The following is a 20,393-nucleotide window of genomic DNA, read 5'->3' as shown; positions in this document are numbered from 1 at the left end:
GCCCCCGGCTCAGCTGGCAAAGATCCTTATCCATGCTTTATCAAGATGATCACAGGCATCGCACTGGACGATGCGTAGTCATGGGGGAGAAGAAAAGTGAGCACCATCAGCATGCGCAAAACCACCCTGGGCGCGGTCGGCCTGGCGGTCGCCGGAACCCTGGCCCTCACCGGCTGCAAGAGCGGCAACGAAGAGCTGGCCCCCGCACAGTCGAGCGCTCCGGTCTCTCCGTCGGCCCAGCCCTCGCAGGGGGGAGATTACGCGCAGCCGAGCACCTCGGGCAGCCCCTCGGCCGGCGGCTACGACGGCTCCGCCGGCGCCCCCGGTGGCGCCGGCGGCGCGGTGGCGAAGCCCGGCCAGACCTTCAAGATCGGCGAGACCGCGACGGTCCCGTTCAGCTACGGCAACAACAAGGGCGGCACGATCGCCCTCACCGTCACCGGGGTCGAGCAGGGGCAGCCCGCCGACCTGGACCCGCTCAAGCTCGGTGACAAGGTGAAGGGGATGGTCCCTTACTACATCCGCTACACGGTCAAGAACGTCGGCACCACCGACCTGTCGTTCTCCTCCGTGGGCCACATCAAGGGCACGCTGCCGGACGGCACCGAGGCGCAGGGCGTCTCGATCATCGGCAAGTTCGAGAAGTGCAAGGACGACGCTCTGCCGAAGGGCTTCACGAACGGCCAGACGCAGACCAACTGCGTGGTCGCCCTGGCGCCGTCGGCGCAGACGAAGGTGGCCGGCGCCGAGTACTGGGGCGACCCGTACAACAACCTGAACAACGGCAAGAGCCTCTTCTGGAAGTAGCGGGAGCGCAGGGCCCATCAGGCCCGCACCGTCCCTGAATCGCAGAACCCCTGTGGCGGCCACCCCGCCGCAGGGGTTCGCGCCGCTCCGCGCCTCCGGGGGACAATGGGCCCATGCCCGAGGGAGACAGCGTCTGGCGCGCCGCGGCGCGGCTGCACGCGGCCCTGGCCGGCCGGGAACTCACGCGCTGCGACCTGCGCGTCCCCCGCTTCGCCACCGCCGACCTCACCGGCCGCACCACCCTCGACGTCACCCCTCGCGGCAAACACCTCCTGGCCCGCTTCGAAGGCGGGCTCACCCTCCACAGCCACCTGCGCATGGACGGCGCCTGGCACGTCTTTCCCGCAGGCGCGAAGTGGCACGGCGGCCCCGCCCACGAGATCCGGGCGATCCTCGGCACCGCCGGCCACACCGCGGTCGGCTACCGCCTCCCCGTCCTGGAGCTGATCCGCACCGCCGACGAGGACCGGGCCGTGGGCCACCTCGGGCCCGACCTCCTCGGCCCCGACTGGGACGCAGACCGGGCCGCCGCCAACCTCCTCGCCGCCCCCGAACGGCCCCTCGGCGAGGCCCTGCTCGACCAGCGCAACCTCGCCGGGATCGGCAACATCTACAAGGCCGAGCTCTGCTTCCTGGCCCAGGTCACCCCCTGGACCCCGGTCGGCGCCCTGCCCGAGACCGCCCTCCCCCGCCTCGCCGCCGCGGCCCGCCGCCTGCTTTCCGCGAACACCGGTGAGCGGCCGGGCCCCCGCAACACCACCGGCAGCCGCCGCCCCGGCCAGGACCTCTTCGTCTACGGCCGCGCCCACCGGCCCTGCCTGCGCTGCGGCACCCCGATCCGCGAGGCCCCCCAGGACGGCCGCCCCACGTACTGGTGCCCCCGCTGCCAATCCGGCCCGGCAGGCTAGTTGACGGACCGTCAGGTCCGCTCGTACGGTCCCGGCATGCCCACAGCCTCGTACGACCTCACCGGCCGCACCGCCCTGATAACCGGCGCCGCCAGCGGCATCGGCCGCGCCACCGCCGTCCTCCTCGCCGGGGCGGGCGCGCACGTGCACTGCGCGGACCGCGACGAACAGGGCCTCGCCGAGACCGCAGCCCTCGTCGGCAAGGCCGGCCACGGCGCCGCCACCGTCCACCCGCTCGACGTCACCGACCGGGCGGCCCTGCGGGCCGCCGTCACCGCCGCCGGGCCGCTCGACATCGCCGCCGCCATCGCCGGGGTCATGCACACCAGCAGCGTCCTGGAGACCTCCGACGAAGACCTCGACCGGATCCTGGACGTCAACTTCAAGGGAGTCCTGCGCACATGTCAGGAAGCCGCGCGATCCATGATCGCGTCGGGGCGCCCCGGCTCGATCGTCACGATGGCCTCCGGAGCCGTGGACGCCGCCCAGCCCGGCCTGCTCTGCTACAGCGTGGCCAAGGCAGCCGTCGTCCAGCTGACCAAGACGCTCGCCACCGAGGCCGGCCCGCACGGCATCCGAGTCAACGCCGTCGCCCCCGGGTGGATCCGTACCCCGATGACCGGCCGCCACGGTCCCGAAGTCCAGGACCGGACCGAGGCGATGATGGTCCGCATGTCCCCGCTGCGCCGCGTCGGCGAACCCGAGGACGTCGCCCGGGCCGTGCTCTACCTGGCCTCGGACGCCTCGTCCTTCATGACGGGCCAGATCCTTCGCCCGAACGGCGGAGTGTCGATGCCCTGGTAGCCCCAGTAGCCCCAGTGGCCCTGGTGGCCCTGGTGGCCTTGCGCGCCGGGCACGGGACACAGTGCACCGGCAGCAGCCCCAGCCCCCAACCGCCCACGGCCACTGCGCCCTCCACGGGCCCGGCGTCCGCAGGCGCCAGGACCAGCCGCAACACGGCCCACCACCACAGCACGCCCACGGCCAGCGCCAGGGCCGAAGCCACAGGCGTGCGCAGTAACCGCCGCACGGCTACCTCCCTGGGGGTACCCCCGGACGGAGTCTGGGGAAGGGCCGGGACCCGGACGGCCCCATCCTCCCGCACCCCTCCTGCGGCCGCACCCAGAACGGCCGGGAGCCCCGGCCGGTGCTTCACGCACCGGCCGGGGCTCCGGCCACACTCACACGCTCACGTACTCGCTCACGCGGCTACGACATTCACCGCTTCCGCAGGCGCCTTGATGGTCACCCGCTCCGGTCCCGCGACCGAAGTCATGGAAACCGAATTGAGCATCGGGCGGACCGGCACACTGACCGGTTCGCTTGCCGCGGCCGACTGTGCCAGCTCGGCCAGCGACAGTTCATCGCTGACTTCGCGCATCAGCTCGGACATCCGTACGTCCAACGCGTCGCAGATCGCGGAGAGCAGCTCGGAGGATGCCTCCTTCTGCCCCCGCTCCACCTCGGAGAGATAGCCGAGCGAAACTCGGGCCGACGAGGAGACTTCGCGCAGAGTACGGCCCTGGCGCTGGCGCTGCCGACGCAGCACGTCACCCAGCAGGCGACGGAGCAGAATCATCGGTGGCTCCCTCCTCTGACCGTGTAGCCGCATCCTTCACGCCCCACCGTACCGCCTCGCGCCGCGGCCGTGCGGGGAGCGATGTCGTGTTCACTCAGGGCTGCAAACATCAAATCCCCCCGTTCTGTTCCGTATCCTGCCCCCGCGCATTCTCACGAAGTTGGCTTGAGAGCAGTTCGAGCACTGTCCGTGCACTCTCCCTACGAATTTCCGCACGGGAGCCGTTCAACCTCAGCTGGGCCGTTTTCCTGCCCCCCGGGCCCTCCACGGCGACGAAGACCGTGCCCACCGGCTGCCCGTCCTGCGGGTCCGGGCCGGCCACTCCGGTCGTCGCAATTCCCCACGAAGCACCCATCACGCGCCGCACCCCGGCGGCCATCTCGGCCGCGACCTGGGCGTTCACCGCACCTTCGGCGGCCAGCAGCCCGGCGTCCACCCCGAGGACCCGGTGCTTGAGCTCCGTGGCGTACGCCGTGACCGAGCCGCGGAAGGACCGCGAGGCCCCGGGGACGGCGGTGAGCTCCGCGGCCACCATGCCGCCCGTCAGCGATTCGGCGACGGCGAGGGTCTGGCCACGCTCCGTGAGCAACCGCAGCACGTCCGTGGCCACGGCAGCCGTACCGGCTCCCCCCTCAGCCACCGGAAAATTCCCCCGCCGCGTCTGTCACGTCGCGGCCCGCTCCGCAGCGAGGCCCTTGCGACGCAGCACGACCGCCTGCCGGATGTAGTCCAAACCGGTGACGACGGTCAGCACGACGGCGAGCGCCATCACCCAGAAGCGCATGGTCGCCAGCGCGCCGGTCAGCGCGAGCACGTACATGCCCACGGCCGTTCCCTGCGCCAGGGTCTTGAGCTTGCCGCCCCGGCTGGCCGGAATCACTCCGTAGCGGATCACCCAGAAGCGCATGAGCGTGATCCCGAGCTCCCGCCCGAGGATCAGCCCCGTCACCCACCAGGGCAGGTCGCCCAGCCAGGAGAGGCAGATCAGCGCGGATCCCATGATCGCCTTGTCGGCGATGGGGTCGGCGATCTTGCCGAAGTCCGTGACCAGGTTGTACGTCCGGGCCAGGTGCCCGTCGAAGATGTCCGTGATCATGGCGACGGCGAACGCCGCCCAGGCCCAGGCGCGCCAGGCCGGGTCGTAACCGCCCTCGGCCAGCAGCAGGAAGACGAAGCCCGGCACCAGCACGAGCCTGATCATCGTCAGGATGTTGGCGATGTTCCACAGGCTGGCCTGATTGACCGCCGCGGCTCCCAGCTTCGCGCCGGGCGCGGGCCGGCGGCCGGTCCCGCCCGCCGCAGATGCCGGGACTCCGGTCATCCGGCCGCCTCCTCAAATTCCGTGCCCAGGGGCTCGGCCACCAGGTCCACACCCAGGGTGCCGACCACCTTCGCCGTGACGATACGCCCGGGGACCAGTCCCGTGCCGTCCGTGAAGACGACCTGGCCGTCGGTCTCGGGGGCCTGGTGGGCGGCGCGCCCGTAGGCGCCCTCGCCTTCCTCCGCCTCGTCCAGGGGGACGACGGTCTCGACGAGTACCTCCAGGGTCTCCCCGATCCGCTCCTCCGCGCGCTGCGAGGTGAGCTCCTCGGCGAGCCGCTGCATGTGCGCGAGCCGCTCGGCGATGGTGTCCTCGTCCAGCTTGTGGTCGTAGGTGACGGCCTCGGTGCCGTCCTCGTCGGAGTAGCCGAAGACACCGATGGCGTCGAGGCGGGCGTGGGTGAGGAAACGCTCCAGCTCGGCGAAGTCCGACTCCTTCTCGCCGGGGAAACCGACGATGAAGTTGGACCGGACACCCGCCTGCGGGGCCTTGGAGCGGATGGTGTCCAGCAGTTCCAGGAACCGGTCGGTGTCACCGAAGCGGCGCATGGCGCGCAGCACGTCGGGGGCCGAGTGCTGGAAGGAGAGGTCGAAGTACGGGACGACCTTCGGGGTCGAGGTCAGTACGTCGATCAGGCCGGGCCGCATCTCGGCGGGCTGGAGGTAGCTGACGCGGACGCGCTCGATGCCGTCCACCTCGGCCAGCTCGGGCAGCAGGGTCTCCAGCAGCCGGATGTCGCCGAGGTCCTTGCCGTACGAGGTGTTGTTCTCGGAGACCAGCATGATCTCCTTGACGCCCTGCTCGGCGAGCCAGCGGGTCTCGCCCAGCACGTCGCTGGGACGGCGGGAGATGAAGGAGCCGCGGAAGGACGGGATGGCGCAGAAGGAGCAGCGCCGGTCGCAGCCGGAGGCCAGCTTCACCGAGGCCACGGGGCTCTTGTCGAGGCGGCGGCGCAGGGGTGCGCGCGGCCCGGAGGCGGGCGCGAGCCCGTCCGGCAGGTCAGCGGGGGCCTCGGCGGGCTCCTGCGCGTGGCCGGGAAGCGCCACCTCGGCGTCCTGGCGCTCCGCCGGGCTGATCGGCAGCAGCTTGCGCCGGTCGCGCGGGGTGTGGGAGGCGTGGATGCCGCCGTTCAGGATGGTCTGGAGGCGGTCGGAGATGTCCGCGTAGTCGTCGAAACCGAGGACTCCGTCGGCCTCGGGAAGCGCTTCGGCGAGCTCCTTGCCGTAGCGCTCGGCCATACAGCCGACGGCGACGACGGCCTGGGTCTTGCCGTGATCCTTGAGATCGTTGGCTTCCAGCAGGGCGTCTACGGAGTCCTTCTTGGCGGCTTCGACGAAGCCGCAGGTGTTGACGACGGCTACGTCCGCATCGGCGGCATCCTCGACGAGCTCCCAGCCATCCGCCGCCAAGCGGCCTGCGAGCTCCTCCGAGTCCACCTCGTTACGGGCGCAGCCAAGAGTGACAAGGGCGACGGTACGGCGTTCGGGCATGGACTCAAGACTACTTCGTCCCGGCGGCGGCCCCCGCCTCAAGTCCCCTTGCAGCAAGATCCCCGGGGTGCGGTGCGGCACCCCGGGGATCCGGATCAAAGCGTTCCGCCCTAGGGCGGCCTCGGGTCAGCCCGCCTGGGGCTGTCCCTGGAGGGGGTCTTCCTTCGTGTATGTGAGACGTTCCACCTGACCCGACTGGAAGTCGTCCTTGATCTCCTTGCCGTTCACGAACAGCTTCAGGGCGCCGGCATCGCCGAGCACGAGGTCGACGGACTCCTTGTCCGTGAAGGTCTTGGACTCACCCTGGGCGAGGGTGCCGTCGAAGAGCAGGCGGCCGCTGTGGTCCTTCGCGGAGATCCAGCTCTCGCCGGTGTCGGCCGTCAGGACGACCGTGACGAGGTCCTTGGGCGCGGCGGCGATGGCACTGTCGGAAGGCTCCGGCTTGGGCGCCTGCGGGGTCTGCGGGGGCTGGGCAGCCGGCTTGCCGCCGGACTGCTTGGGCGCGGGCTTCGGGGAGGCGGAACCTTCCGCCACCGGCCGCTTGGTCTTCTCGTCGCCACCGCTGAAGGCGGTGAAGCCCACGAAGCCGATCACGGCGACGATGGCGGCGACCATGGCGGCGGTCCAGTTGGGCCGCTGCCTCTCGGGGCGGATCCGCTCGGCATCGAACATCGGCGCGGCGGGGGTGGGTGCCGGCCGGCCGCCATGGGCCGCGTCGTAGGCCTCGACCAGGGGTTCCGGATCGAGGTGTACGGCGCGGGCGAGCGTACGGATGTGACCGCGGGCGTAGACGTCGCCGCCGCAGCGCGTGAAGTCGTCCTCTTCGATCGCGTGCACGATCGGGATGCGCACGCGGGTGGTGGAACTGACCTCTTCGACGGTGAGCCCGGCGGCGATCCGGGCCTTCTTGAGGGCCGTCCCGATGGACGGTCCTTCGACGGGGCGTTCGACGATGCGGTCCTCGGACCGGTCGTCGGTCGAAGGCCGCTCTTCTTCGGGGGAGTTGGCGTTGCCGATGGACACGAGTGCGCCTTTCGAGCGTGTAGCCACCTGCTGGATGTCCAGTCTAGGGGGGTGACGAAAGGGTGGAGCAACCGGAGGGTGCACTTCCTACGCCATCCGAATGGCGCGGAAGCATCCCCTCCGGTGCGGCGGCCCCGCGCCGTACGTGATGCCGTACGCGGTGTCGCCACCTTCCTTCAACTGGACGCGGGCCCAAGGGAAACGGTTGCCCGCCGTTTCCTTACGGTTGTGTCTCTCCGCGGATGACGGCGAGCACTCCGTCCAGCTCATCGGCCTTCAGCAGGACGTCGCGCGCCTTCGAACCCTCGCTCGGGCCGACGATTCCCCGCGATTCCATGAGGTCCATGAGCCGGCCGGCCTTGGCGAAACCCACCCGCAGCTTGCGCTGGAGCATCGAGGTGGAGCCGAACTGGGTGGAGACCACCAGCTCCGCCGCCTGGCACAGCAGGTCCAGGTCGTCGCCGATGTCCTCGTCGATCTCCTTCTTCTGCTTCTGCCCGACCGTGACGTCGTCCCGGAAGACGGGCGCCATCTGGTCCTTGCAGTGCTGCACGATCCCGGCGATCTCGTCCTCGGTGACGAAGGCGCCCTGCAGGCGGACCGGCTTGTTCGCCCCCATCGGCAGGAACAGCCCGTCACCCTTCCCGATCAGCTTCTCCGCGCCCGGCTGGTCCAGGATGACCCGGCTGTCGGCGAGCGAGGAGGTGGCGAAGGCCAGACGCGAGGGCACGTTCGCCTTGATCAGGCCGGTGACCACGTCCACCGACGGCCGCTGGGTCGCCAGCACCAGATGGATGCCGGCCGCGCGGGCCAGCTGCGTGATGCGGACGATCGAGTCCTCCACGTCACGCGGGGCCACCATCATCAGGTCGGCCAGCTCGTCGACGATCACCAGCAGGTACGGGTACGGGCTGAGCTCCCGCTCGCTGCCCGGCGGCAGTTTGATCTTGCCGTCCCGGATGGCCTGGTTGAAGTCGTCGATGTGCCGGTAGCCGAAGGCGGCCAGGTCGTCGTAGCGCAGGTCCATCTCGCGCACGACCCACTGGAGCGCCTCGGCGGCCCGCTTGGGGTTGGTGATGATCGGCGTGATCAGGTGCGGGATGCCCTCGTAAGCCGTCAGCTCCACCCGCTTGGGGTCCACCAGCACCATCCGCACGTCCTCCGGGGTCGCGCGGACCATGACGGAGGTGATCAGGCAGTTGATGCACGAGGACTTTCCGGAACCGGTGGCTCCGGCCACCAGCACGTGCGGCATCTTGGCGAGGTTGGCCATGACGTAGCCGCCCTCGACGTCCTTGCCGAGCGCGACCAGCATCGGGTGGTCGTCCTCGGCGGCGTCCGCGAGCCGCAGCACGTCGCCCAGGTTGACCATCTCGCGGTCGGTGTTCGGGATCTCGATGCCGACCGCCGACTTGCCCGGGATCGGGCTGATGATCCGCACGTCCGGCGAGGCCACGGCGTAGGCGATGTTCTTGGTCAGCGCGGTGATCCGCTCGACCTTGACCGCCGCGCCGAGGGTGACCTCGTACCGGGTGACGGTCGGGCCCCGGGTGAAGCCGGTGACGTCCGCGTCGACCTTGAACTCGGTGAACACGTTGCGCAGCGACGCCACCACCGCGTCGTTGGCGGCGCTGCGGGTCTTGCCCGGCCCGCCCTTCTCCAGCAGGTCGAGCGAGGGCAGCGCGTACGTGATGTCCCCGCGCAGCTGGAGCTGCTCGGCGCGCGGCGGCAGGGGCTGGGCCTGCGGCGGGGCCTTGGTCAGGTCGGGCACCGCCAGCGTCCCGGAGGCCGCGGAGGTGGTGGCGTGCGGCTTCTCGGCGGCGGGCGCCGTGGACGGTGCGGGGCGCTCCTCGCGGGCGGGCGGCACGGGAGCGGTGTTCTCCCCGGTCTCCCGCGGGGCGGAGATGCCCTGGGTGAGGTCTGCGACGAGCGGCGAGGGCGGCAGCCCGCCGTAGACCGCGCCGTCCAGCGCGGCGGCGGCGGCCGCGGCCACGTCGACGGCGTCCATCTCCCGGTTCATGGCCGGCCGGGCCGGGGCCCGCTTCGGCCGGCGCCGCCGGGCGAGGGCCTCCTCCTCGGCGGAGTCCACCGGATCGGCCGGACCGGCGCCGGCTCCGGTACGAGCCCGCCACTGCTCCGGATCGTGCCGGTCGGCGCCCGCCTCGGCCTCGCCGTAGCCCTCGTCGTACTCGTTCGGGGCGATGATGCCGAGCTTGATGCCCAGTCGCCGCAGCCGCTGCGGGATCGCGTTGACCGGGGTCGCGGTGACCACGAGCAGGCCGAAGACCGTCAGCAGCACCAGCATCGGTACGGCCAGCGGCGCGCCCATGGTGAAGATCAGCGGCTTGGAGGCGCCCCAGCCGATGAGCCCTCCCGCGTTCTGCATCGCGGTGGTGCCCTCGTCCCGGCCGGGCGCCCCGCAGGCGATGTGGACCAGGCCCAGCACCCCGATGACGAGGGCGGAGAGCCCGACCCCGATCCGGCCGTTGGCGTCGGTCTGTTCGGGATGGCGGATGAAGCGCACCGCCATGACGCCGAGCAGGATCGGGACGAGCAGATCCAGTCGTCCGAACGCACCGGTGATCAGCATGGTGACCAGATCGCCGACGGGACCGCTCAGGTTCGACCAGGTCCCGGCGGCCACGATCAGTGCGAGGGCGAGCAGCAGCAGCGCGACGCCGTCCTTGCGGTGGGCGGGGTCGAGGTTCCTCGCACCCTGGCCGATCCCCCTGAAGATCGCGCCGACCGCGTGCGCGCAGCCCAGCCAGACGGCGCGCACCAGCCGCACCACGCCCCCGGTCGGGGACGGCGCGGGCTTGGGCGCGGCCTTCTTGGCGGGGGCGCGCCTGGCGGCGGCGGCCTTCTTCGCTGGGGGCTTGCGCACAGGAGCCGCCTTCTTCGCCGGCGCCGACGTACGGCCGGTGCGGCCCTTCGCGGTGCCCGCGGTGCTCTGGGAACCCTTGCCGGACGTACGTGAGGCCATGGGCCCGAGATTACCGGTGTCCGTGCCGGTGGACACGCGTGCCCACCCCTTCACCCGTTCGTGTCGCCCGTCCCGTGGCCGCTTTGACGCACCACCAGACCTGACGCACCACCAGACCGCTTGCCGCTCAGCCCTGCAGCGGCAGTACGGGCGCTCCCCCGCCGGTCCCGGGCTCCAGCGCGTCGAGCGCCCGCCGCAGTCCGGTCAGTTTGCGCTCCAGATGGGCCGCGGTCGCCACCACCGCCGCCTCGGCCGAGTCCTCGCCGAGCTGCTTGGTCAGCGCCTCGGCCTGCTCCTCGACCGCCGCGAGCCGCGCGGAGAGCTCGGCCAGCAGACCGGCCGTCTCCTTGCTGCCGTCCACACCGGTCGGACCGCCGCCCTCCAGCTGGAGCCGCAGCAGGGCCGCCTGCTCCCGGAGCTGGCAGTTCTTCGTGTACAGCTCCACGAAAACCGAGACCTTGGCCCGCAGCACCCACGGGTCGAAGGGCTTGGAGATGTAGTCCACCGCGCCCGCCGCGTAGCCGCGGAAGGTGTGGTGCGGACCGTGGTTGATCGCGGTCAGGAAGATGATCGGGATGTCCCGGGTCCGCTCCCGCCGCTTGATGTGCGCAGCGGTCTCGAATCCGTCCATTCCCGGCATCTGCACATCCAGCAGGATCACCGCGAAATCGTCCGTCAGCAGCGCCTTGAGCGCTTCCTCCCCTGACGACGCCCTGACCAGTGTCTGATCGAGCGCGGAGAGGATGGCCTCCAGCGCCAGCAGATTCTCCGGCCGGTCGTCGACCAGGAGGATCTTGGCCTTCTGCACCATGCCCTGTCCTCCTCGCCCCGGCATGGGGCCTCCCCGGCTCCAGGCTCCGGCCTGTACGCCGAGCCCCGCCCCAGAGGACGGCATCCTTGCGCCGTCCGTCCTTGTGCCGGTCATCGTAGCCCCAGTCCCGAGATCGCCACACCCTGTCACCAAGATGTCACTGTGCACGAAGCAGAAACGCGGTGGGAGAGCGGAAGGTTCCCCGTCTGCCACCCTCCCACACCGCGTCGGGCGCGGTCAGTCGGCAACCGGCGTCGGTCCACTCCCCCGCCGATCACTTACCGCGCATCCACTGTTCCATCACCGACAGCAGATAGTCGGGGTCGACCGGCTTGGTGACGTAGTCGGAAGCACCGGAGTCGATCGCCTTCTCCCGGTCCCCCTTCATCGCCTTCGCCGTCAACGCGATGATCGGCAGCCCCGCGAACTGCGGCATCCGCCGGATCGCCGAGGTCGTCGCATAGCCGTCCATCTCCGGCATCATGATGTCCATCAGCACGACCGTCACGTCGTCGTGCTGCTCCAGGACCTCGATGCCCTCCCGCCCGTTCTCCGCGTACAGCACGGCCAGCCCGTGCTGCTCCAGCACGCTGGTCAGCGCGAAGACGTTGCGTACGTCGTCGTCCACGATGAGCACCTTCTCGCCGTGGAAGTCGTACGTCCGGGGCGCGGCCGGAAGCTCCGCCTCCGGGTTGCCCCAGGCGTCCTCGGCCCCCACCGCGCCCGGCTGCCCCGGCACGGCCGTACGGGGCTCCAGGTCGCTCAGCGGCTTGCGCCGCCGCCGGAACAGCGCGGCGCCGCCGCCCTGGCCCTGTCCGGCCTGCTCGGAGCCCGCCAGGCCCGCCCGCTCCGCCCTCGCGGGCTGAGCCTGCACCGGAGCCGTCGGTACGGGCGCCACCGGAGCCGTCGGCAGCGCGGGCCTCGCGTCCTCGGCCGGCCTGCGGTACAGCTCCGCGCGGCCACCGCCGGGCGTGGGCGGCGCGTACCCCTGCGGGGGCAGCTCGCTCGGGTGCAGCGGCAGGTACAGCGTGAAGGTGGACCCGCGGCCGGGCTCGCTGGCCGCGTGGATCTCCCCGCCCAGCAGCCGGGCGATCTCCCGGCTGATGGACAGGCCCAGGCCCGTACCCCCGTACTTGCGGCTGGTCGTCCCGTCGGCCTGCTTGAACGCCTCGAAGATCACCAGCATCTTGCTCGCCGCGATCCCGATCCCGGTGTCGGTCACCGAGAAGGCGATCAGGTCCGCGTCGGCCTCCCGCAGCGAACCGGCCTCCAGCAACTGCTCGCGGATCGCCGTCGGCACATCGGCCCCGGCGGGCCGGATCACCAGCTCCACCGCCCCGCTGTCGGTGAACTTCACCGCGTTCGACAGCAGGTTGCGCAGCACCTGCAGGAGGCGCTGCTCGTCCGTGTGCAAGGTGGCCGGCAGCTCCGGGGAGACGCGTACCGAGAAGTCGAGCCCCTTCTCCGCGGTCAGCGGCCGGAACGTCGCCTCCACGTAGTCCACGAGCTGGACCAGCGCGATCCGGGTCGGCGAGACGTCCATCTTCCCGGCCTCGACCTTCGACAGGTCCAGGATGTCGTTGATCAGCTGGAGCAGGTCCGAGCCCGCGCCGTGGATGGTCTCCGCGAACTCCACCTGCTTCGGCGAGAGGTTCTCGTCCGCGTTGTCGGCGAGCAGCTTGGCCAGGATCAGCAGCGAGTTGAGCGGGGTCCGCAGCTCGTGCGACATGTTCGCCAGGAACTCGGACTTGTAGCGCATCGAGACCGCGAGCTGCTCGGCACGCTCCTCCAGGACCTGCCGGGCCTCCTCGATCTCGGTGTTCTTCACCTCGATGTCCCGGTTCTGCTGCGCCAGCAGCTCGGCCTTCTCCTCCAACTCCGCGTTGGCGGCCTGCAGGGCCTTCTGCCGGTTCTCCAACTCGTCGGAGCGCTCCCGCAGCTGCTCGGTCATCTCCTGCGACTGCTTCAGCAGCATCTCCGTCTTGGAGTTGACGCTGATGGTGTTGACGCTCGTACCGATCATCTCGGCGATCTGGCTGAGGAAGTCCTTCTGGATCTGCGTGAAGGGCGTGAACGACGCCAGCTCGATGACGCCGAGCACCTTCCCCTCGAAGAGCACCGGCAGCACGATCACGTGCGCGGGCGGCGCCTCACCGAGCCCGGAGGAGATCTTCAGGTAGCCGGGCGGGGTGTTCTCGACGAGGATCGTCCGCTTCTCCTCGGCGACGGTCCCGATCAGGCCCTCCCCGGGCCGGAAGGAGGTGGGCACCTGGCCTCCCGCGTACGCGTAACTCCCGCGCATCCGCAGCTCGTACGAGCCGTCCGCGCCGCCCTCCGTCCCGATCTCGTTGGTGCCGCCGGCCGGCAGGGCCAGGAAGAACGCGCCGTGCTGCGCCGAGACCACCGGAGTGAGCTCGCTCATGATCAGCGAGGCCACGTCGTCGAGCTCCCGGCGACCCTGCATCAGCGCGGAGATCCGGGCCAGGTTGCCCTTGAGCCAGTCCTGCTCCTTGTTGGCCAAGGTGGTGTCGCGCAGGTTGACGATCATCGTGTTGATGTTGTCCTGGAGGACCTGGATCTCGCCCGCCGCGTCCACGTCGACCTTCAGGCTCAGGTCGCCGCGGGTCACCGCGGTGGCCACGGCCGCGATCGCGCGCACCTGCCGGGTGAGGTTCCCGGCCATCTCGTTCACGGACTCCGTCAGGTCCCGCCAGGTGCCGTCGACGTCCCGGACGCGGGCCTGGCCGCCCAGGATGCCCTCCGTACCCACCTCGCGGGCCACCCGCGTCACCTGGTCGGCGAAGGAGGACAGCTGGTCGACCATCGTGTTGATGGTGGTCTTCAGCTCCAGGATCTCGCCCCGGGCGTCGATGTCGATCTTCTTGGTCATGTCGCCCTTGGCGATGGCGGTCGTGACCATGGCGATCTGCCGCACCTGGCCGGTGAGGTTCGAGGCCATGAAGTTCACCGAGTCGGTGAGGTCCTTCCACGTCCCCGAGACGCCCGGCACGTGCGCCTGGCCGCCGAGCCGGCCCTCCGTACCCACCTCGCGGGCCACGCGCGTGACCTCGTCGGCGAACGACGACAGGGTCTTCACCATCGTGTTGACGGTGTCGGCGAGCTGCGCGACCTCGCCGCGCGCCTCGACGGTGACCTTCTTCGTCAGGTCGCCGTTGGCGACCGCCGCCGAGACCTGCGAGATGTTGCGCACCTGCGACGTCAGGTTGTTGGCCATCAGGTTGACGTTGTCGGTCAGGTCCTTCCAGATGCCCGTCACCCCGCGCACCCGGGCCTGTCCGCCCAGAATGCCCTCGGAGCCCACCTCGCGGGCCACCCGCGTCACCTGCTCCGCGAACGACGACAGCTGGTCCACCATCGTGTTCACGGTCGTGACGAGTTCGAGGATCTCGCCCTTCGCGTCGACCGTGATCTTCTTGGAGAGGTCGCCCATCGCGACCGCGGTGGTCACCTCGGCGATGTTGCGCACCTGGGACGTCAGGTTGTTCGCCATGAAGTTGACGGACTGGGTGAGGTCCTTCCAGGTGCCGGAGACACCCTTCACCTCCGCCTGACCGCCGAGGATGCCCTCGGTACCCACCTCGCGGGCGACCCTCGTCACCTGCTCCGCGAAGTTCGAGAGCTGGTCGACCATCGTGTTGAGGGTGTTCTTCAGCTCCAGGATCTCGCCCCGGGCGTCCACGTCGATCTTCTGCGACAGGTCACCGCGCGCCACCGCCGTGGCGACCTGCGCGATGTTGCGCACCTGCGAGGTCAGGTTCCCGGCCATGCCGTTCACGGAATCCGTCAGATCCCGCCACACGCCCGCCACGCCCGGCACCTGCGCCTGGCCGCCGAGCCGGCCTTCCGTACCCACGTCCCGGGCGACCCGCGTGACCTGCTCCGCGAAGGCCGAGAGCTGGTCGACCATCGTGTTGATGGTGTTCTTCAGCTCCAGGATCTCGCCCCGGGCGTCCACGTCGATCTTCTGCGACAGGTCACCACGGGCCACCGCCGTGGTCACCTGGGCGATCTGGCGCACCTGCGAAGTCAGGTTCCCGGCCATGAAGTTGACGGAGTCGGTGAGCTCCTTCCAGGTGCCGGACACCCCCTCCACCCGGGCCTGGCCGCCGAGCCGGCCCTCCGTACCCACGTCCCGGGCCATCCGCGTGACCTGGTCGGCGAAGGACGACAGCTGGTCCACCATCGTGTTCACGGTGTTCTTCAGCTGGAGCATCTCACCCGAGACGTCCACGGTGACCTTCTGCGACAGGTCGCCGTTGGCCACCGCCGTCGTCACCTGCGCGATGTTGCGGACCTGACCGGTGAGGTTGCGGAAGGCGGTGTTCACCGAATCGGTGAGGTCCTTCCACGTCCCCGCGGCGCCCGGCACCTGCGCCTGACCGCCCAGTTCACCCTCGACGCCGACCTCACGGGCCACACGTGTCACTTCCGCACCGAAGGACTGGAGCTGGTCCACCATCGTGTTGACGGTGTTCTTCAGCTCCAGCATCTCGCCGGCCACGTCCACGGTGACCTTCTGCGACAGGTCGCCGTTGGCCACCGCCGTCGTCACCTGCGCGATGTCCCGCACCTGCGTGGTGAGGTTGCGGAAGACCGTGTTCACCGAATCGGTGAGGTCCTTCCACGTCCCCGCGGCGCCCGGCACCTGCGCCTGGCCGCCGAGCAGACCCTTCGCCCCGACCTCGCTGGCCACACGTGTGACCTCGTCCGCGAAGGTCCGCAGCGTCTCGGTCATCTGATTGATCGTTTCGGCCAGCTGCGCCACCTCGCCGCGCGCGCTCACCCGTACCTTCTGCGACAGGTCACCGTTCGCGACCGCCGTCGTCACCTGCGCGATCCCGCGCACCTGGGCCGTCAGGTTGCCGGCCATGGTGTTGACGGAGTCGGTCAGGTCCTTCCACACACCCGCGACCCCGGGCACCTTCGCCTGGCCGCCCAGCTCGCCCTCCGTACCCACCTCGCGGGCGACCCGGGTCACCTCGGAGGAGAAGGACGACAGCTGGTCCACCATCGTGTTCACGGTGTTCTTCAGCTGGAGCATCTCGCCGGCCACGTGCACCGTGACCTTGCGCGACAGGTCGCCCTTCGCCACCGCGGTCGTGACGAGGGCAATATCACGCACCTGAGCGGTGAGCCGGTACGCCATCGTGTTGACGGAGTCGGTCAGATCCTTCCAGGATCCGGACATTCCGCGCACCTGGGCCTGGCCGCCGAGCTTGCCCTCGGTACCCACCTCCAGCGCCACGCGCGTCACCTCGTCGGTGAACGCGGACAGCTGGTCGACCAGGTTGTTGACCGTACGCCCGACCTTCAGGAACTCGCCGCGCAGCGGATGCCCGGTCCCCTCCGCGGTCTGCGTCCGCAGGTCCATCCGCTGGTCCAGATCGCCCTCGGCCACCGCCGACAGCACCCGGCCCACCTCGGACACCGGCCGGGCGAGATCGTCCACCAACTGGTTCGAGGCGTCGATGGCGGCCGCCCAGGAGCCCTCACAGGCACCTGTTTCAAGCCGTTCGCTCAGCTTGCCCTCTCGGCCCACCATCCGCCGCACCCGGGACAGCTCCCCGGTCAGGTGCAGATTGCGGTCGGCGACCTCGTTGTAGACGGCGGCGATCTCCGCCATCACGCCCTCGCCGGACACCGTCAGCCGCTTGCGGAAGTTCCCGTCCCGCATCGACACCAGGGCCGTGAGCAGCCGGTTCAGAGCGGCGGTATCGACCTCCGTCGTGCCGCCTCGCCGGGACCGCCCGCCCTTCGGCCGCGTTCCCGTACGCCGCACCGCTGCGCCAGACTCCACCGTGTCCCTCCCGAAAGGGTCGACCGCTGTTCCACCGGGTGTTGACTGTCCTGCCCGGCTCTTCAAGCCTGCCCAGTGTTTCACCCTGGCCGAACCAGGCCATAACACTTCGGCACCATCGCACACCGGCCGTACCCTGCGGGGTGGATTCCCAGACGACGGCACCATGCCGACCGCGAAGGTAAGTAACCTGGCACCCGTTGTCCAACCGCGTCGAAGGAGAATCGTGATCACGGCACGGGCGGCTGCCAGCTTCGACCCCCTCGGGCGCTCGGTCGCCGCTGCCCGCACGTTCGTCCGCGACACCCTGCAGGGCTGGGGCTTCGCGGACATCGTCGACGACGCGGTGGTACTCACCAGCGAGCTCGTCACCAATGCCGTGGTCCACGCCGGAACCCGGGCCGAGGTCCTGTGCCTGCGCACCGAGGACGGCGTACGGGTCGAGGTCGCCGACCGGTACCCGGAGCGCGAGCTGCCCCTCCAGCACCCCGGCGAGCGCCCGTACGCCGACCCCGACCGCGAGAGCGGCCGCGGCCTGATGCTCTGCGCCGCCCTCGCCACCCGCTGGGGCGTCGAGTACACCGCCACCCACAAACACGTGTGGTTCCGCCTCGACCTCCCGGACCGGCCGGTCGGTACCCGGTCCGCGGGGCCCGTCGTCCCCGACCAGCTGCTCCCCCTCGCCGACAACCGGGTCCGCGTCGCCGTCGTCCAGATCGACTCCGCCGATGCCGTCTCCGCCTGGAACGAGGACGCCGAGCACATCTTCGGCTACCCCGCCGAGAAGGCCGTCGGCCGCCCGCTCGCCGAGCTCGCCGCCTGGCCCCAGACCCCCGGCACCGGCACCGGCATCGCCGAGGCCCTGCGCCTGTCCCGCTGGGAGGGCAGTTACGGGATCCGCGGCGCCGACGGCCGGGTGATCCCCGTTTACGCCTCACACCTGCGGGTACGCGATGCCCATGGCGAGCCCTCCATCGTCTGCCTGCTCGTCCACGACGACGAGCGCGCCCTGCTCCAGACGCCGGTACGGGTCCCGGCGGACGGCGGCCAGCTCACCGAGCCCCGCCCGACGGACCCCTTCGAGGTCTTCATCGGCTCCCCCGCCCCCGACGATCTCGACGGCCTCCTCCAGCGCACCGTCGAACGGGCCCGCGACCTGCTCGACGCAGACGCCGCCTTCCTGCTGCTGGCCACCGACGACGAGACCGAGCTGGAGGTCCGCGCGACCACCGGCCTGCCCTCGACCCGTCAGCGCTTCGCCCGCGTCCCCGTCGAGGCGGGCACCAACCGGTACGGCTCCGCCCGCATGCCCGCCGTCCACGACGACCTCACCGCCGTCCCCGGAGCCGTCCCGCTCCTGGAGTCCACCGGCATGCGCTCCGTGGTCACCGTCCCCCTCAAGGTCGAAGGCCGGCTCACCGGTTCCCTCGGCGTCGCCGCCGAGGTCCCCGGCCGCTACTCCAACGAACAGGCCCTGCGCCTCCAGTTCGCCGCAGACCGCATCGCCCTCGCCGTCGAGTCCGCCCGCCTCGGCGAGCTGGAACGCCTGCGCCGCGGCTCCCTCTCCTTCCTGGTCGAGGCCTCCGACCTGCTGGCCGGCACCCTGGACCGGGACCAGACCCTGGCCCTCATGGCCCAGATGACCGTCCCCACCCTCGCCACCTGGTGCGCCGTCTACACCATCGCCGACCAGTCCTCGGACCCGTACCTCTCCTACGTCCTCCACGAGGACGAGGAGCGCATCGACGGCCTCAAGGACCTGCTCTCCCGGGTCAGCCCGCCCGAACCGGTCCGCGAGGCCGGCGCCCGCCCGTGGCCGGAAACGGCTCTCGCGGTCGGCGGCGAGACGGTGGTCCTCCCCCTCCTCGCCCGCAACCGCGTCATCGGCATGCTCACCCTCGGCAAGCCCAGCGAGGAGCACTTCCGCCAGGAGATCCTCGAACTCGCCGAGGACCTCTCCCGCCGGGCCGCCCTCGCGCTCGACAACGCCCGCCTCTACTCCGAGCGCACGGCCATCAGCCGCTCCCTCCAGCGCAGCCTGCTCCCGCCCGGTTCCCCCGCGATCCCCGGCATGGAGGTCGAGGTCATCTACCGCGCGGCCGGCGAGGGCAACGAGGTGGGCGGCGACTTCTACGACGTCTTCCCGATCCGCGACGGCGCGTACGGCTTCGCCATCGGCGACGTCTGCGGTACGGGCCCCGAGGCGGCCGCCGTCACCGGCCTGGCCCGCCACGCCCTGCGCCTCCTGGCCCGCGAGGGCCTCGGCGGCCCGGCGGTCCTGGAGCGGCTCAACGCGGCCATCCTCGACGAGGGCGCCCGCAGCCGCTTCCTCACCCTCCTCTACGGAGAACTCCACCCCCAGCCCGACGGCGGCGCCCTCATGAAGGTCGTCTGCGCCGGCCACCCGCTCCCGCTGCGCCTGCGCCCGAACGGCGAGGTCAGCGCGGCCGCGGAGCCGCAGCCCCTGCTGGGCGTGATCGACGACCTGGACCTGTACGAGCAGACGCTCACCCTGGACCCGGGCGACGTGCTGCTCTGCGTCACGGACGGCGTGACCGAGCGCCGCGAGGGCACCCGCATGCTCGGCGACGACGGCCTCGCGGAGGTCCTCACCACGTGCACGGGCCTCACTGCGGGCGCGGTCGCCTCCCGCGTCCTGCGCGCGGTGGAACGGTTCGCGGCGGAACCGGCCTCGGACGACATGGCGATCCTCGCCTTCCGCGTCCCGCACCAGCGCGAAGGCGACTAGTCTCTGGCCCCGCGTGGTCGTGATGTGCTCAACTCACCACCGTGGACACAGTCTTGACGAGTGTGGTGGCCGTCGCCGGCACCTTGATCGGCTCCCTGAGCACCTACCTTTTCCAGCGCCGCACGGCCGAACGGACAGAGGCCGTGGCCCGCCGGGAACGACTGCGCCAAGAGCGCCTCGCCGCGTACAGCGGCTACGCGGCGGCGGTCACGGATCTCAAACGCGCGAAGATCACCCTATGGTTCCGCCAACGGCGCTCCCCACGCGACGAAGAGTTGCTGCTGGCGGCTTTCCTGGAGAGCGACCGTCTGGGAGCCGCGGCCGAAACCGCCGCGTTCCGTATCCAGCTCGTGGCCGACGATCCGCAGCTGCGCCGACTGGTGGAAGCCGTGTTCGCGAAGGTCGGTGAGATCACCCATGCGGAGGACCGGCAGGTGGTCATCAGGATCGAGTCCGAGTTCGAGCAGGCTGTGCGCTCCTTCATCGACGCGGCGGCCGGCCAGCTGCGATGAAAGAAGCCCGCAAACGCAAAAAGGCCCCCGCCTATTGGCGGGGGCCTTCTTTGTTGGAGCCCTTTAACGGAATCGAACCGTTGACCTTCTCCTTACCATGGAGACGCTCTACCGACTGAGCTAAAAGGGCGGGTTGTTCGGCGGCGTCCTACTCTCCCACAGGGTCCCCCCTGCAGTACCATCGGCGCTGAAAGGCTTAGCTTCCGGGTTCGGAATGTAACCGGGCGTTTCCCTAACGCTATGGCCACCGAAACACTATGAAATTTGAACGCTGGCGTTGACACAGCCGTTCGTTATTTCAGAACTAACACAGTGGACGCGAGCAACTGAGGACAAGCCCTCGGCCTATTAGTACCAGTCAGCTTCACCCGTTACCGGGCTTCCACATCTGG

The 20,393-nt window shown here is 70.5% G+C and carries 14 protein-coding genes, 1 tRNA gene and 1 rRNA gene; 5 read left to right on the top strand and 11 right to left on the bottom strand.

The annotated features are described in order from the left end of the window. Nucleotides 1–96: 96 nt before the first annotated feature. The 3 genes from ACFYOB_RS09335 (at nucleotide 97) to ACFYOB_RS09325 (ending at nucleotide 2,519) form a co-directional block, all read left to right on the top strand. The gene (locus ACFYOB_RS09335) at nucleotides 97–807 is read left to right on the top strand and encodes a hypothetical protein (RefSeq protein WP_388556857.1); all 711 of its coding nucleotides are present in this window, start codon (nucleotides 97–99) and stop codon (nucleotides 805–807) included. Nucleotides 808–920: 113 nt separating this feature from the next. Then, nucleotides 921–1,715: an Fpg/Nei family DNA glycosylase gene (locus tag ACFYOB_RS09330; protein WP_388556854.1), complete on the top strand. Its 795-nt coding sequence runs from the start codon at nucleotides 921–923 to the stop codon at nucleotides 1,713–1,715. Between the two features lie 36 nt (nucleotides 1,716–1,751). Further along, nucleotides 1,752–2,519 (top strand): SDR family NAD(P)-dependent oxidoreductase, encoded by a 768-nt coding sequence (locus tag ACFYOB_RS09325; protein WP_388556850.1) that lies wholly within the window; start codon nucleotides 1,752–1,754, stop codon nucleotides 2,517–2,519. On the opposite strand, the gene ACFYOB_RS09320 is transcribed toward ACFYOB_RS09325, so the two are convergent. The 9 genes from ACFYOB_RS09320 to ACFYOB_RS09280 form a co-directional block, all read right to left on the bottom strand. Continuing rightward, nucleotides 2,467–2,745: a hypothetical protein gene (locus tag ACFYOB_RS09320; RefSeq protein ID WP_388556847.1), complete on the bottom strand. Its 279-nt coding sequence runs from the start codon at nucleotides 2,743–2,745 to the stop codon at nucleotides 2,467–2,469. The genes ACFYOB_RS09325 and ACFYOB_RS09320 overlap by 53 nt on opposite strands. Nucleotides 2,746–2,916: 171 nt before the next feature. Next, on the bottom strand, nucleotides 2,917–3,294 hold the full coding sequence (locus ACFYOB_RS09315) for a helix-turn-helix transcriptional regulator (RefSeq protein WP_328927975.1): 378 nt from the start codon (nucleotides 3,292–3,294) through the stop codon (nucleotides 2,917–2,919). A gap of 109 nt (nucleotides 3,295–3,403) precedes the next feature. After that, entirely contained in the window at nucleotides 3,404–3,934 is a 531-nt protein-coding gene (locus ACFYOB_RS09310; RefSeq protein ID WP_388556844.1) for a CinA family protein, read from the bottom strand. 24 nt (nucleotides 3,935–3,958) lie between these two features. After that, the gene (pgsA, locus tag ACFYOB_RS09305) at nucleotides 3,959–4,615 is read right to left on the bottom strand and encodes a CDP-diacylglycerol--glycerol-3-phosphate 3-phosphatidyltransferase (RefSeq protein ID WP_376681679.1); all 657 of its coding nucleotides are present in this window, start codon (nucleotides 4,613–4,615) and stop codon (nucleotides 3,959–3,961) included. Beyond that, nucleotides 4,612–6,105: a 30S ribosomal protein S12 methylthiotransferase RimO gene (gene rimO, locus ACFYOB_RS09300; RefSeq protein WP_388556841.1), complete on the bottom strand. Its 1,494-nt coding sequence runs from the start codon at nucleotides 6,103–6,105 to the stop codon at nucleotides 4,612–4,614. Before rimO ends, pgsA begins: the two co-directional genes overlap by 4 nt. A 126-nt stretch (nucleotides 6,106–6,231) precedes the next feature. Next, a complete protein-coding gene (locus ACFYOB_RS09295) occupies nucleotides 6,232–7,128 on the bottom strand; it encodes a helix-turn-helix domain-containing protein (RefSeq protein WP_388556837.1) in 897 nt (298 codons plus the stop codon). A 220-nt stretch (nucleotides 7,129–7,348) separates the two neighbouring features. After that, the gene (locus tag ACFYOB_RS09290) at nucleotides 7,349–10,111 is read right to left on the bottom strand and encodes a DNA translocase FtsK (RefSeq protein ID WP_388556834.1); all 2,763 of its coding nucleotides are present in this window, start codon (nucleotides 10,109–10,111) and stop codon (nucleotides 7,349–7,351) included. A 127-nt stretch (nucleotides 10,112–10,238) separates the two neighbouring features. Further along, the gene (locus tag ACFYOB_RS09285) at nucleotides 10,239–10,922 is read right to left on the bottom strand and encodes a two-component system response regulator (protein ID WP_388556831.1); all 684 of its coding nucleotides are present in this window, start codon (nucleotides 10,920–10,922) and stop codon (nucleotides 10,239–10,241) included. 274 nt (nucleotides 10,923–11,196) lie between these two features. Further along, complete coding sequence (locus tag ACFYOB_RS09280) at nucleotides 11,197–16,740, bottom strand: HAMP domain-containing protein (protein WP_388556828.1); 5,544 nt, start codon at nucleotides 16,738–16,740, stop codon at nucleotides 11,197–11,199. A gap of 166 nt (nucleotides 16,741–16,906) precedes the next feature. Between ACFYOB_RS09280 and ACFYOB_RS09275 the strand changes: the two genes are divergently transcribed. Together ACFYOB_RS09275 and ACFYOB_RS09270 are read left to right on the top strand one after the other, a co-directional pair. Next, entirely contained in the window at nucleotides 16,907–19,489 is a 2,583-nt protein-coding gene (locus tag ACFYOB_RS09275; RefSeq protein ID WP_388556825.1) for a SpoIIE family protein phosphatase, read from the top strand. Nucleotides 19,490–19,551: 62 nt separating this feature from the next. Next, nucleotides 19,552–20,001: a hypothetical protein gene (locus ACFYOB_RS09270; protein ID WP_388556822.1), complete on the top strand. Its 450-nt coding sequence runs from the start codon at nucleotides 19,552–19,554 to the stop codon at nucleotides 19,999–20,001. 54 nt (nucleotides 20,002–20,055) lie between these two features. On the opposite strand, the gene ACFYOB_RS09265 is transcribed toward ACFYOB_RS09270, so the two are convergent. Together ACFYOB_RS09265 and rrf are read right to left on the bottom strand one after the other, a co-directional pair. Continuing rightward, nucleotides 20,056–20,131, bottom strand: a tRNA-Thr gene (locus ACFYOB_RS09265). Nucleotides 20,132–20,136: 5 nt separating this feature from the next. Continuing rightward, a 5S ribosomal RNA gene (rrf, locus tag ACFYOB_RS09260) occupies nucleotides 20,137–20,253 on the bottom strand. Nucleotides 20,254–20,393 lie beyond the last annotated feature (140 nt).

It is taken from the genome of Streptomyces sp. NPDC006463, assembly GCF_042870715.1.
GTDB lineage: Bacteria > Actinomycetota > Actinomycetes > Streptomycetales > Streptomycetaceae > Streptomyces.
Note: the sequence above shows the minus strand (reverse complement) of the source record. Positions and strands in the feature narration are given on the sequence as shown.

Bases quoted from the DNA above. Each gene is read 5' to 3' on its own strand.
- ACFYOB_RS09330 (WP_388556854.1), top strand. From the start codon at position 921: ATGCCCGAGGGAGACAGCGTCTGGCGCGCCGCGGCGCGGCTGCACGCG.
- ACFYOB_RS09325 (WP_388556850.1), top strand. From the start codon at position 1,752: ATGCCCACAGCCTCGTACGACCTCACCGGCCGCACCGCCCTGATAACC.
- ACFYOB_RS09315 (WP_328927975.1), bottom strand. From the start codon at position 3,294: ATGATTCTGCTCCGTCGCCTGCTGGGTGACGTGCTGCGTCGGCAGCGC.
- pgsA (WP_376681679.1), bottom strand. From the start codon at position 4,615: ATGACCGGAGTCCCGGCATCTGCGGCGGGCGGGACCGGCCGCCGGCCC.
- rimO (WP_388556841.1), bottom strand. From the start codon at position 6,105: ATGCCCGAACGCCGTACCGTCGCCCTTGTCACTCTTGGCTGCGCCCGT.
- ACFYOB_RS09290 (WP_388556834.1), bottom strand. From the start codon at position 10,111: ATGGCCTCACGTACGTCCGGCAAGGGTTCCCAGAGCACCGCGGGCACC.
- ACFYOB_RS09285 (WP_388556831.1), bottom strand. From the start codon at position 10,922: ATGGTGCAGAAGGCCAAGATCCTCCTGGTCGACGACCGGCCGGAGAAT.
- ACFYOB_RS09275 (WP_388556825.1), top strand. From the start codon at position 16,907: ATGCCGACCGCGAAGGTAAGTAACCTGGCACCCGTTGTCCAACCGCGT.